Below are 12,866 nucleotides of genomic sequence, written 5' to 3' on the forward strand. Positions count from 1 at the left end.
CCGTCTAGCTTAAGGGTTAAAGCTGGAGCAAATTTCGCTCCTCTTTCTACCCGTCGTTTGGTTGCTGTTTTGAACAGCATGCTTGTATAAATAAATTTTTCATACGCTTTTGATAAATGAAAAGATAAAAACGTAAACATAAAGGTGGAATATTATATGGAAGAAAGAGAAGATTTAATATTACAGCCTGTTCCACTAAGCGAACGAATTGGTTGGAAAGCACCATTATTTAACGTACTTGGGACAAACATTGCTATTTCTGCTTTAATGGTAGGAAGTACATTAATAACCGGTTTAACATTAAAGGATTTGATTTGGGTCTCCATTGTAGGGAATCTTATTCTTATGGCAATTCTCATTATTCAAGGAAATATCGGCAGCCGTGAAGGGGTAAATACGTACGTTATAGCTAAAGGGGCGTTTGGAGAAATTGGTGGAACTTGGATTATTTCATTAATCCTTGGAATTACCAGTTTTGGATGGTTTGGTATTCAAGCTGGAGTTGCTGGACTATCAATAAAGCAAATATTTCCTAATATCAACTTAACGTTAACCGTAATCATTATAGGAATTTTAATGGTAGTAGTTGCAGCATATGGGTTTAACACGATGGCATTGTTTAATTATATTGCGATTCCACCACTAATTGTGTTAATTGTTTGGGCACTTATTAAAGCGATTGATCAAGGTGGGGGGATGAGCCCAGTACTTGATTATACTCCGGAAAACCCAATGACAATGATTAAAGGCATTGATATTGTTGTAGGCTTAATTATTGTAGGTGCAGTTATTTCTCCTGATTATCTCCGCTATACACGCGGAATTAAAGATGTCGTTATTGTGGGATTTATCGCTGTAGCATTAGTGACATTTTTTCAACAAGTTGCAGCTGGAATAATGTCTGTTAATGCATTGACTACAGATATTACGGAAGTATTAAAATCATTAGGATTTAACTGGGTAGCTTTTGTCGTATTAATCCTTGCTGCTTGGTCTACGAATTTAGCTAACGCTTATTCAGGTGGACTAGCCTTAAAAAATATTTTCCCAAATGTAAAACGAATTTATTTAACGTTAATTGCAGGAAGTGTGGGTATCATTTTAGCGGCATTTAATATTATTAATGCCTTTCAAGGATTTTTAAGCTTTCTAAGTATGACTGTGTCAGCAATCGCCGGTGTGATTTGGGTAGAGTATTATATTATTCAGAAAAAGAAGCTTGTTATCCGAAAAGGAATCCATTGGCTGGCAATCTTTGCCTGGATTGGCGGGGTAGTTGCTGCCTACCTATCTTCAAAATGGGGATTTGGAATTGCACCAATTAATTCAATTATTGTAGCTGGCTTATTGTATCTCGCTTTAGAAAAAGCATTTGACAATAAAGTGTTATCTAACTGAAAAACAGAATGGAGTTGAGTTCGTTGACCAAAAAAGTGTCCATTGGCATTATTCAAATGGAGGCAAAGCTTGGTGATGTAGAGTTTAATTTACAAAAAGCTGCAAAATTTATTAAACAGGCAGCATCGCAAGGAAGTGATATCGTCTGTCTTCCAGAACTCTTTTCTACCGGCTATCATTTGGCTTATCTCAAGGAAAAAACAAATGAACTAGGTTTAAAATATTTTCAACAAAGTGTAGAAATATTGAGACAAGCAGCAAAAGAAAATAACGTATATGTCATTGCTCCGATTGTGGAACAAAGAGAGCTGGCAGGAGTGGCTTATAATTCTGCTTTTGTTTTTGACAGAGAAGGAAATATAGTTGGAAGTTTTGCAAAAGCCCATTTATGGGCATTAGAGCGATTTTACTTTAAAGAAGGATCGGAGTTTCCTGTATTTGATACAGACTTTGGAAAAATCGGCATTGCTATTTGTTATGACGCGGGCTTTCCAGAGGTATCTAGAAGTCTTTGTTTACAAGGAGCGAATATTATCTTTGTGCCTTCTGCATGGAGAATAGAAGATGAGGATATGTGGGATTTAAATCTGCCTCAGCGTGCTTTGGAAAATGTATTATTTACAGTTGGTGTAAATAGCGTTGGTGACCAACATGGACTGCATTTATTTGGTAAAAGTAAGGTATGTAATCCACGTGGGCAGATTATAAAAGAGTTGCCTAAAGATAAAGAAGCAGTCGAGGTAATAGAGATTGATCTTGAAGATATTCGCAAATACCGCACCGAAATTTCTTATTTACGTGATCGTAAACCGTTTATGTATCATTTGTTAACAGAAAAATAGATGATGAATTTCGTTTTTTACACTATAGGAAAGTATAAAACTTTATTGTTTATCGTATTTGAAAAACGATAGCTTTCACCCATAGAGACTTGGTGCTAAGTTTTTCTAAACAATACTAAAAGTGCGGCATTCTTATCATTTCGGATAAGAATGCCGCTATTTTGGCTTGAAAAATAAAATTCTACGACTGGTGAACCCCCTTTTTTGAAGCGTTCTTCATCAGCTTAAGCGCTCGTGTTGCTAGCAAACTTCGCTCTTCTTCCTACGGGTAAGTCAACTTTGGTTCGAATCTAAAGAAAGGTTGACTAAAAGCGGGCTTGCCGCTCGGGCGCCGGTATCCCCCTGTTTCAAGGTTTTTGCTTTAGAAGGTCTCCAATTGTATGCCGCTAACGGAACCTTCCTAGCTTTTGTTTAGAAACAACGACGTTTTATAAGCTTAGAATTTTGATTTTTAAGGAGGTTGAGTTGTTTCAAGTTAAGCTAGAGTTGTTTCATTTTTAAGGTAGTTCCACAAATAAAAAAGCGACCATTAAGGGGGAGATAAAAGGCATTTTCTTTTTAGTTTTTCGGAAATAGTTGGCCTTCTACTTTCTTACTATTTATCTCGCATATAAGGTGCTGTAAGCCTCCCGCTTCAAGAATTGGAGAATCCATACTGCATCAAGTCGAAGTGGTAGATAACAGCACCTAAAAGCCCGATTCGTTCATCTAACAATCAGTATGGGATGAAAGAACCCCTATTGATTGGAGATTCACTTTATTCCGTATCTAATGGTCCTAATCCCCTTCCCATGTTATAGAGAATACGAAGAGACGAACGACGGTATTTCCAATTTATCCATTTATTTTTCTGTTGAACACATACTATAAAAAAGAAAATATGGGAAAACTTTGGGTTTGATTTTTTCCCACTTATTCCATTCCTACGAATTGTTTAAAAATTTATAATCATACAAAGGGGTGAATGTATGCTAGGAATTATAAGAGTACTAACTACAAAAGACAATCAAGTCTTACAGGAGCATGGGAGTCGTTTAACCGAATTATACGGGATTGAGTCTAAGTCGAGCTGTATTGCTTCCCAGCCAAATGGCATTTATGACGATGAATCGGAAAAGGCCGCTATACCTAAAATTGTCGCTTTAGCACAAGAAATGGCTGAGGATGAGGAAATCGAGGCAATTACAATTAGTTGTGCCGCAGATCCCGGGCTAAAAGAGGCAAGGCAAGCTGTAGATATTCCAGTATTCGGCGCAGGGATATGTGGAGCACATGCAGCAAGCATGGTGGGAAGTAAAGTGGCGGTAGTTGGAATAACAGAGCAACCTCCACCGGCAATGAAAAAACAGTTAGGTGAAACATTTTATAACTATGCATTTTCGCCACGTTTGCGAAAAACGACAGACCTATTTCAACAGTATGCCAAGCCTGAATTGCTTCGGGTTATCAATAAGGCTATAGAAGCTGGTGCGGATGTCATTTTATTTGCTTGTACCGGTTTTTCTACAATTCGCCTTAAAGCGTATTTGCAAAAGCATCTAGAAGTTCCTGTGGTTGACTTAGTAGAAGCACAAGGAATTGCATATCAATTATTAAGAAAGGAACAACCGGAATGAAGAATAAAACATTTGATCTTACATTTATTATCCTTTCCATTATTGTAGCTCTATTTGGTGCAATTATTGGTATGCAATTGATCACATCTCTTGGGATAACTCCTAATACCTCCATTATAGGTGCTTTAATTGCTATGTTGATCGCCAGAATTCCAATGCAATTATTTTATAAGTATCGCTCATTAGAAAATCAGAACTTAGTGCAAACAACGATCTCTGCTGCCACGTTTGGGGCGGCTAACAGCCTACTTATTCCAGTGGGGATTCCTTATGTCATGGGCATGCCTGAGTTAATCGTACCGATGTTAGTTGGAGCAGGGGTAGCATTATTAATTGATACATTCATCCTTTATAAAGTGTTCGATACAAAACTTTTCAGTGCGGATGAAGTATGGCCACCAGGAGTAGCTACTGCAGAAGCACTAAAAGCTGGAGATGAAGGTGGAGCGAAAGCTAAATTTTTAGGACTAGGAATTATAGGTGGTATGATCGGCTCCCATTTCGGTATTTCTATGTCTGCTTTTGGTGTAGCGTTTATCGGAAATATCTGGGCTTTAACCATGTTTGGTTTAGGATTATTGCTTCGAGGATATTCCGTCCCATTATTTGGAGTGGATTTAAGTGCGTATTATATACCACATGGAATGATGATTGGTGCTGGAATGATAGCCTTATTACAATTCATTTTAGTGTTATTAAGATCTAAAAAACAAAATATAAAAAAAATCCTCCAAGATGAAAACCATGAGAATACGAGAAACGAAAAAGATATTCAAATGGGCTTTGGACTCGGGTATATCCTTTATGTTATCGGAGCTATTGTAGTAGCAATGATGGCAGGAATTATCGGTGATATGCCAATTTGGCAAGTAATCCTATTTGTCTTATTCGCAGCTTTTGCCGCCTTAGCAAGTGAGATTATTGTAGGAATTGCTGCGATGCACTCCGGATGGTTTCCAGCCTTTGCAGTAACGTTAATTTCTTTAATTATTGGCATGTTGCTAGGGTTTCCACCTGTCGCTCTTGCTCTATTAACAGGTTATACAGCAGCAACAGGGCCAGCATTTGCTGATCTAGGTTATGACTTTAAAACGGGGGTAATTATTCGTAAAGGCGCTTCTATTGAACAAGAGTTATTTGGAAGAAGACAACAATTAAAGAGTGCATTAATAGGATTTGGAGTAGCAATGGTTATGGTCAGTCTATTTGCAAATAACTTTTTTGCCAAGGATTTAGTGCCGCCTGTAGATAGAACATATGCCATTACAATAGAGTCCGGTCTAACTGGAAATGTAGGAATGCTTTTATTACTTTGGGCCATTCCTGGTGCAATCATTCAGTTAATCGGCGGGCCAAAACGACAAATGGGGATTCTCTTAGCAACTGGTCTTTTAATCATTAATCCAATTGCGGGGTGGGCTGTAATGGCAGGAATATTAATTCGTACGATTGTGCTGAAGGTTAAAGGTCCAGAGGCTGAAAATACGATGTATACAACAGCTGCCGGATTTATCGCTGGGGACGCTATTTATAGCTTCTTTTCATCCATATGGAAAGTAAAATAAGGGAGGATGTATCTAATTGACAAGAAAAGTACTAACACGAAATGATGCAAAAAATGCTGTGTATGGTGGTTGTATTTTAGGTGGGGGTGGAGGAGGCTGGATTCATGATGGTCTGGAGAAAGCGGAGTTAGCCTTCTTGGAAAACAATGGGCCGGAATTGATTACTGTTGATGAATTGAAAGATGACGACTATGTAGCGTGTGTTTCGTTAGTTGGCGCCCCTTCCGCCAAAGAGATGTATATTAATTCTAAGCAGTTAATTGAAACCGTAGAACGAATGCAAATGGAATGTAACAAACCGATTAAAGCGTTAATGACGAATGAGAATGGAGCAAGTACCACAATTAATGGATGGTTGCAAGCGGCAGCAACGGGCTTGCCAATTTTAGATGCACCTAGTAATGGTAGAGCTCATCCAACGGGTTCGATGGGCTCGATGAATCTGTCAGAAGTATCAGACTATGTTTCGATCCAGACCTTTGCAGGCGGGAAAGGAGCAAAAGAGGTAAAGGGAACAGTTATTGCCAGTCTTGATGTGGCAGCAAGTGCTGTCCGCTCTGTATCCGTTCAAGCAGGTGGTATGGTTGCGGTATGCAGAAATCCAGTTCAGATAAAATATGTTAAGGAACATGCTGCCATCGGTGGAATTAGCCAAGCGATGGAACTTGGAGAACTGTTTTTATCGGCGCCTAAAGGATTAAAACGAATTAAGCAAGTAACGAGCCATCTAAAAGGAAGAATAATTCATTCAGGTATCGTAACATACTTTTCCTTAAATAAAACAGGTGGTTTTGATATTGGGACGGTACATGTAGATCATGACCTTGAGTTAACGTTTTGGAATGAATACATGACAGTAGAAATATTAGGCTATCGAAGAAGTACTTTTCCAGATCTGATTATGACATTTAATACAAATACAGGTATGCCGTTGGTAAGTGCAGAAATTCAAGACGGGATGGAGATTACTGTTATTACCATACCAAAGAAAAATTTGAAGCTTAGTACTACTATGTTTAATGAAAAATTGCTAAAAGTTATTGAACCCTATATTCAAAAGAAGATTGTTTAAGGAGCTGTTTAGAAAATGTCTTTAAAATACACACTAGAAGCTTTGGAATTATTAGATAGTTCATATGTAAGCGGTAAGCTGGTAATAGATTTATTTGCCGATAAAGAGCATGTAGAAGCAGAGTATACGACAGTAACTGGTGAGTGTGGTTCTACTGATTTTGTTAAAATTATTATAAAAGGTACGGAAGGAAAGAGTAGTGGAGGTTCTGCTCCGACATTAGGTATTGTTGGCAGACTAGGAGGACTAGGTGCAAGACCAAGTCGAATTGGCCTCGTATCTGATGGTGACGGTGCAGTCGCTGCTGTAGCAACAGCATTAAAATTAGCAGCTATGGTGGAACAAGGTGATCGGCTGCCGGGGGACGTATACGTAACTACTCATATTTGCCCAAATGCACCAACTCAGCCACATGAACCAGTTGAATTTATGGGGTCTCCAGTTGATATTTTAACGATGAATCAATATGAAGTAGTTCCTGAAATGGATGCTATTATTTCGATTGATACAACGAAAGGCAACAAGGTGTTTAATCACCGAGGAATTGCTTTATCCCCAACTGTAAAATCTGGATATATTTTAAAGTTTAGCAATGATTTAATTCGTATTATGGAAATGACAACAGGTGATTTGCCAGTAACATTTGCTGTAACAACACAAGATATTACTCCATACGGGAATGATATCTATCATATCAATAGTATTTTACAACCATCCGTAGCAACAAGTGCACCTGTCGTTGGTTTAGCAATTACGACAAAAACTGCGGTCCCTGGATGTGGAACAGGTGCTAGTCATGAAGTCGACATTGCGCAAGCAGTTCGCTTTAGCATTGAAGTTGCTAAAGAGTATACACAGAGAAAATTTGAGTTTTATGATGTGGAGGAATTTGCCCGTTTAGAAGCTAAATACGGCTCCATGGAGCATTTACAAACATTAGGCAGGGAATAAAAATGAGTAAAGGGTTAATTGGTGTGTTAACCATTGGTCAGTCCCCAAGAACGGACGTAACGCCATCTTTCGAAAAGATACTCGGTGAGGAAATCAAGCTAATCGAGCGTGGAGCATTAGATAGGCTGAAAATGGAAGATATGCAGTTAATATCGCCAGATTTAACGGAGCAAACTTATCTATCAAGATTAAGGAATGGGAAAGCTGTAAAGATAGGAAAACAAAGGCTCCTTCCGCTTTTACAAAGAGAACTCACTGAATTAGAAATGAGCGTAGAAGTAGTTATGATGCTTTGTACAGGTGATTTCCCGACTTTAAATGCTACCAAGCCGATTATTTATCCAGATCAGATTCTAACTCATACAGTACAAGCTATTTCACCAACTGGGGTATTAGGGTTAATTATTCCATTAGAAGAACAGAAGGAGACTTTAATTGAAAAATGGGCAACTTGTAACTTAACGCTAATAACTGAAGTTGCCTCTCCCTATGAAAAAAGTGATGTGAAAGGAGCTGCTGAACGCTTGCAACAGCATGGGGCAGATCTTATTGTGCTCGATTGTATGGGGTATAATGAACATCATAAAAAAATGGCGATAGTTGGAAGCGGTTTGCCGGTTATCCTGCCGCGCACTTTAACTGCCCGTATCGCTCTAGAATACATAGAAAAATAGATTCGGGAATGCCGAGTCTATTTTCTACGTCCGGAGAACAAGGAAATGGGGATAAAAAATGCCTGTCATTGCTTTATTTGTTTTAAGCTTACTTTGGGGTTCTACTTTCTATTTTACAAAAATGGTATTGCCAGACTTTCATCCTGTTTCTATCGTATTTTATCGTTGTCTGTTGGGAGGTCTGACGTTACTACCTTTCTTTTTATGGAAGAGAAAAAAACAGGATTTTAAAAATGTCCTCCCGTTAATAGGGATTACTTTATTAAGTACAGGTATCCCTTGGGTATTTATGAGTTTTAGTCAAAAAGGGCTTGATACTACAATAAGTGCGGTTCTTAATGCGACTGGTCCAATTTGGGGCGTGATTTTCAGCTTCTTTATTTTAAAAATACCGCTTCGTAGAAAAGAAATATTTAGTGTGCTTATTGGCTTTAGTGGGATACTTGTAGCCTTCTTTTTAGGTACCTCTGACAAGATTAACTTTACTTTCAGCAGTGCGATTCTTTTATTGTTAGCAGTTAGTTTATATGCGTTATCGGCAATTTTCACATCCAAGTATTTAAGGAATGTAACGGTGTATACCATTTCGTTTGTTTCGTTGCTTACAGGAAGCGTCTATTCAGGATTATTTATGATATTCATCGAGCCATCCAGTTACCAAGCTTTCATGGACATTAAAAATGTTGGCGCATTGATGATGTTAGGGGTATTTAATTCAGGAATTGGCAATCTGCTGTATTTTTATCTTGTGCAGAAAGCTGGCCCTATTTTTGCTTTATTAATCACTTATTTTATGCCGATTACCACCATTTTATTAGGTGTTTTATTATTAAATGAAAATCTAGTAGCAGGAACCGTATTCGCATTAATTTTTGTTTTAATTAGTGTATACTTTTCTAGAGAGAGAAGGAGGAAATAAACATGGAAGCATTTCAGCAAACCGTAAATCGACTAATGAAGAATAATATCCAGATTGAAAAAACTGAAAAAATACTCGTTCTAACGGATCGAACGACAGAAAAATTAGCCAAAAAATTTAATGAAGCATTAAAAAAAGATGGGTGGACATCTACTTTCTATATGATGGAGGATCGTTCAAAATCAGGGGAAGAGCCACCAAAAGAAGCTGCTGAGCTTATGCTGCGATACAGGCTTGTATTTTGCCTTACAAAGCATTCTTTAACGCATACGGTAGCAAGAAAAGAAGCGAATGCTAAAGGAGTTAGTGTTATTACAATGCCTGGTATTACAGAGGATATGTTCTTGCAAGGTGCGATGAGTGCCGATTACAGTCGGGTAGAAGAAGAAACCATAGCGATGGCGGAAAAATTGACAGCTGCCAAATCTGTAACGATTTTGACGGGAGAGGCAAATAAGTTAGTAATTCCGATTAAAGGAAGGCGAGGGATAGCTAGTACTGGGGTATTTAGAGAAACAAGTGCATCGGGAAACCTTCCATCTGGTGAAGCCTATATTGCTCCAATGGAAGGAATGGCAGAGGGTTCAATTGAAATCAATGGTTCAATAGCTGGAATAGGCTTATTAAATGAAGCAATCACACTCACGATTGAACAAGGAAAACTTATACATGCCACAGGAGAAAAAGGAAAGAAATTACTCGCATTACTCGGTGAGGAACAAGGAAGAATGCTTGCAGAACTCGGGATTGGTACGAATTATAAAGCGAGATTGACTGGAAATATTTTAGAAGACGAAAAGGCATATCATACCGTACATGTTGCGTTTGGTTCTAATCATACATTTGGTGGTACGATTCATGCAGATGTGCATATCGACTGTGTTACAAAAGATCCAAAATTAGAGTGGGAGTAGTTAATCTTAAGTATTCAAATGGATACATCTAAGGACAGGTTCGTATTTTCTTCCCATATGTCACTGACAGCAAGACGTCCCTTCTTATGCTACGAGGTGAAACCTAGGAGAATAAGGTGGAGGACTCAACTACCAATAAATGCCCGATTGGTCTAAGGGCTTTAGGTCATCCCCTTGCGGTACTAACCTTCCGTGTAAAAAGCGTTCCACGGAATAAAGTTTCACTTTATCCCGCATGTAAGGTGCCGTAAGTCTCCCCTTTTTAAGATGGTAGAGAAAACGGAGAAGTCGAAGTGTGAGAAAACGGCACCTAAATGCTCGATTCGTTCAACTAACCTTCCGTGTAAAAAGCGTTCCACGGAATAAAGTTTCACTTATCTCGTCAGAAGGTTTCCAGTTTATATATTGCTATCGGATCATCTCCAACATATTAATAAAGCGCTTTCAAAAAGAGTGAGCACCAATACATGTAACAAGGGTTGATGAAAGTTCTATAGCATGTTTTATGGATTGATTTATATCTTGCTTTTTTTGGTAAGCTGCTAAAAATCCAGCTACAAAAGAATCTCCCGCACCTGTAGTGTCGATAGCTTCGACTTTTAGAGCAGGTATATGTTTAATTGATTTTCCATCCCAGTATATACATCCTAGATCACCCAATGTTAAAATCGGGTATTTAACAATCGATTTTAGCTTTTTAATGATTGCAAATGGTTCAGATTGAGAGGTTAATAGAGCACCTTCCTCATAATTTGGAAAGAAAAAAGTAATTCCTCTTATGAAAGATAGAAATTCTTTCTTGTGCTCTTTTAGAAAAAAAATAGAGCTAGGATCTAAAGCTATCATTTTTTTCATCATTTGTGCCTGATGTTTTGCTTTAAATGCAGCGGTTCTCGTATTTTCGTCAAAAAAGCTGTATCCAGATAAATAAATGAGTTCAGCTTCTAAATCATTAGGGATATCTTTATGATTTAAAGTTAAATTGGCTCCTCTATCTGAAACCATTGACCTTTCACCATTATTTTCGTTGATCATAACAATTATAGATCCGGTTTTATCTTGATCTACTTTAGAGATCTTGGGTTGAACTCCACTTTTTATACTTTTTTGGATTAAAAATTCCCCAAACGGGTCGTTTCCAACTTTACCAATCAACATGCATTCTATTCCTTCTCTGCTGATATAAGCTGCAACATTATTGGCTTGTCCACCAGGTTTAAAATGAATCATCCCTTTTGTGTCAGTTGCATAATTCGTATTTTCTTTCTTCACTATAATATCCACTACTAAATCACCAATTACAGTTATCATTTTGCATACTCCTTTGCGATAGCAGCTGCAATTTTGGCATTATTTAACATTGAGGAAAAATTGGCAGCGATACTTTTTCCATTTGTCAATTTACGAATTCTATCTAAAAGGAAGGGAGTTAGCTTTTTTCCTGTTACGTTTTTTTCTTTTGCTTCATTCCATGCATCTTGGATAATTTTGCTTATTAAGGCTGGATTAAGTTCATCTTTCTTTGGAATGGGAACAACCAGGGAAGTAGCGTAGTTCAAGTTCATGTTATCTTGTGTTTTCAGAAGTTTAACAAGAGATGCTTGATCTATTTTTTCTACTGTTAACCCGCTATCTTGTGTGTAGAAGTTAGGATACTTATCCGTTTCATAACCATAGATCGGTACACCTAGTGTCTCAAGATATTCAATGGTTTTTGACACATCTAAAATAGACTTTACGCCAGCACTAACTACACATACTTTACACTTTGCCAACGTTGGCAAATCGGCCGAAATATCAAACGTTTTATTTACACCGTAATGAACTCCCCCCAATCCTCCTGTAGCAAAAAAACGAATCCCTGAAAGTTCAGCTACATACATAGTTGCTGCAACTGTAGTCGCACCTATCTTTTTACTTGATAGTATCCTAGGAATATCATGAATACTTGTTTTAAAAGCAGTTGTTGATTGACCGAGTAAATTCTATTTCGGTATCGTTAAGACCTACACAGATATTACCTTTAATTAAAGCGATGGTTGCAGGCACAACTCCTTGTTGACGTATAATTGATTCTACTTTTTGTGCAAGTTCAACATTTTGCGGGTAGGGAAAACCGTGAGAAATAATCGTTGATTCCAGTGCAACTATTGGCTTTCCAGATTTTATTCGGATTTCACTTCACTACTGTATTTCATATAGTTCATTTTAAGTTCCTCTAATTAGTAATAATTTTGATGGAAATAAAGTCAACTATACTATGAGGTTACCAATTTAACTAAAACTAATAAGAAGCCCTTTTTACAAGTGTTGGTTTTAGTTCAGGATGATGTATGCTGTTCTTATTAGAATTCATTTGTCGAATTAGTAGATCTACAGCTGCTCGTGCAATTTCATACTTTGGTTGGGATATAGTAGATAAAATTGGATAAAAATATTTATTCATTTTAATGTTATCGATACCCAAGACGCCGATATCTTTTCCAATTGTTAAGCCGAACTCCTTAATCGCTTGGTAGACCGCAAGTGCTCTTTCATCTCCGGATATGAAAATGGCATCAATAAGCTTAGTACGTAAAATATCTGTAGTGGTTTTATATGCACTTTCTAAACTATACACATGATGATAAACAGTTTCTTTTAAGCCATGTTCTTTGCAAAAATTTCTATACCCTGTCGCGCGCTTCATATTAATAATTGATTTTGTATTTCCTAGTAAAAGCGCGATGGATCTGTATCCTTCTGTATACAATGCTTGGGTTCCTGAGTATCCCACTTGTACATTGTCTATACCAACATATGGAACTTCAAAATCATGCTCACTATCCCCAATCAATAGAAAAGGTATCTTATTCGTTTTTAAATACATTATCCTCTGGTCGTCTTTTACAGGATCAAAGATAATTGCGCCATCA

11 protein-coding genes and 1 pseudogene are annotated in these 12,866 nt (G+C 37.6%); 9 read left to right on the forward strand and 3 right to left on the reverse strand.

Translation table 11 applies throughout. The features are described from left to right. The first annotated feature begins 156 nt into the window (after nt 1–156). The 9 genes from BN1066_RS11960 to BN1066_RS12000 all read left to right on the forward strand — a co-directional run bounded on the left by BN1066_RS11960 (nt 157) and on the right by BN1066_RS12000 (nt 9,951). Nucleotides 157–1,398: a cytosine permease gene (locus BN1066_RS11960; RefSeq protein WP_077319722.1), complete on the forward strand. Its 1,242-nt coding sequence runs from the start codon at nt 157–159 to the stop codon at nt 1,396–1,398. A 23-nt stretch (nt 1,399–1,421) separates the two neighbouring features. After that, nucleotides 1,422–2,240 (forward strand): nitrilase-related carbon-nitrogen hydrolase, encoded by an 819-nt coding sequence (locus BN1066_RS11965; protein WP_077319723.1) that lies wholly within the window; start codon nt 1,422–1,424, stop codon nt 2,238–2,240. Between the two features lie 968 nt (nt 2,241–3,208). Further along, nucleotides 3,209–3,856, forward strand: coding sequence for an aspartate/glutamate racemase family protein (locus tag BN1066_RS11970; RefSeq protein WP_077319724.1), 648 nt, complete (start codon nt 3,209–3,211; stop codon nt 3,854–3,856). After that, nucleotides 3,853–5,421, forward strand: coding sequence for an OPT/YSL family transporter (locus tag BN1066_RS11975; protein ID WP_077319725.1), 1,569 nt, complete (start codon nt 3,853–3,855; stop codon nt 5,419–5,421). The genes BN1066_RS11970 and BN1066_RS11975 overlap by 4 nt, the downstream gene beginning before the upstream one ends. Before the next feature lie 16 nt (nt 5,422–5,437). Then, nucleotides 5,438–6,493: an S-methyl thiohydantoin desulfurase domain-containing protein gene (locus BN1066_RS11980; RefSeq protein WP_077319726.1), complete on the forward strand. Its 1,056-nt coding sequence runs from the start codon at nt 5,438–5,440 to the stop codon at nt 6,491–6,493. A 15-nt stretch (nt 6,494–6,508) separates the two neighbouring features. Beyond that, nucleotides 6,509–7,444 (forward strand): DUF1177 domain-containing protein, encoded by a 936-nt coding sequence (locus BN1066_RS11985; protein ID WP_077319727.1) that lies wholly within the window; start codon nt 6,509–6,511, stop codon nt 7,442–7,444. A gap of 2 nt (nt 7,445–7,446) precedes the next feature. Next, nucleotides 7,447–8,118, forward strand: a complete 672-nt coding sequence (locus tag BN1066_RS11990) for an AroM family protein (RefSeq protein ID WP_077319728.1) — start codon at nt 7,447–7,449, stop codon at nt 8,116–8,118. Nucleotides 8,119–8,176: 58 nt separating this feature from the next. Then, nucleotides 8,177–9,037, forward strand: coding sequence for a DMT family transporter (locus BN1066_RS11995; protein WP_077319729.1), 861 nt, complete (start codon nt 8,177–8,179; stop codon nt 9,035–9,037). Nucleotides 9,038–9,039: 2 nt separating this feature from the next. Continuing rightward, nucleotides 9,040–9,951 (forward strand): aminopeptidase, encoded by a 912-nt coding sequence (locus BN1066_RS12000; protein WP_077319730.1) that lies wholly within the window; start codon nt 9,040–9,042, stop codon nt 9,949–9,951. Between the two features lie 444 nt (nt 9,952–10,395). Here BN1066_RS12000 and BN1066_RS12005 read toward each other — a convergent pair whose 3' ends face one another. From BN1066_RS12005 to BN1066_RS12015, 3 genes and pseudogenes are all read right to left on the reverse strand, one after another. Beyond that, complete coding sequence (locus tag BN1066_RS12005) at nt 10,396–11,223, reverse strand: carbohydrate kinase family protein (RefSeq protein WP_179104376.1); 828 nt, start codon at nt 11,221–11,223, stop codon at nt 10,396–10,398. A gap of 35 nt (nt 11,224–11,258) precedes the next feature. Continuing rightward, nucleotides 11,259–12,158: pseudogene (locus BN1066_RS12010) on the reverse strand (pseudouridine-5'-phosphate glycosidase). A 77-nt stretch (nt 12,159–12,235) separates the two neighbouring features. After that, a complete protein-coding gene (locus BN1066_RS12015; RefSeq protein ID WP_342745624.1) occupies nt 12,236–12,856 on the reverse strand; it encodes a LacI family DNA-binding transcriptional regulator in 621 nt (206 codons plus the stop codon). Nucleotides 12,857–12,866 lie beyond the last annotated feature (10 nt).

This window comes from Virgibacillus proomii, from assembly GCF_900162615.1.
In the GTDB taxonomy this organism is placed as follows: Bacteria; Bacillota; Bacilli; order Bacillales; family Amphibacillaceae; genus Virgibacillus; species Virgibacillus proomii.

What these genes read in the sequence shown, in the direction of transcription:
- BN1066_RS11960 (WP_077319722.1), top strand. Translation starts at nt 157, where the DNA reads ATGGAAGAAAGAGAAGATTTAATATTACAGCCTGTTCCACTAAGCGAA.
- BN1066_RS11970 (WP_077319724.1), top strand. Translation starts at nt 3,209, where the DNA reads ATGCTAGGAATTATAAGAGTACTAACTACAAAAGACAATCAAGTCTTA.
- BN1066_RS11975 (WP_077319725.1), top strand. Translation starts at nt 3,853, where the DNA reads ATGAAGAATAAAACATTTGATCTTACATTTATTATCCTTTCCATTATT.
- BN1066_RS11985 (WP_077319727.1), top strand. Translation starts at nt 6,509, where the DNA reads ATGTCTTTAAAATACACACTAGAAGCTTTGGAATTATTAGATAGTTCA.
- BN1066_RS11990 (WP_077319728.1), top strand. Translation starts at nt 7,447, where the DNA reads ATGAGTAAAGGGTTAATTGGTGTGTTAACCATTGGTCAGTCCCCAAGA.
- BN1066_RS11995 (WP_077319729.1), top strand. Translation starts at nt 8,177, where the DNA reads ATGCCTGTCATTGCTTTATTTGTTTTAAGCTTACTTTGGGGTTCTACT.
- BN1066_RS12000 (WP_077319730.1), top strand. Translation starts at nt 9,040, where the DNA reads ATGGAAGCATTTCAGCAAACCGTAAATCGACTAATGAAGAATAATATC.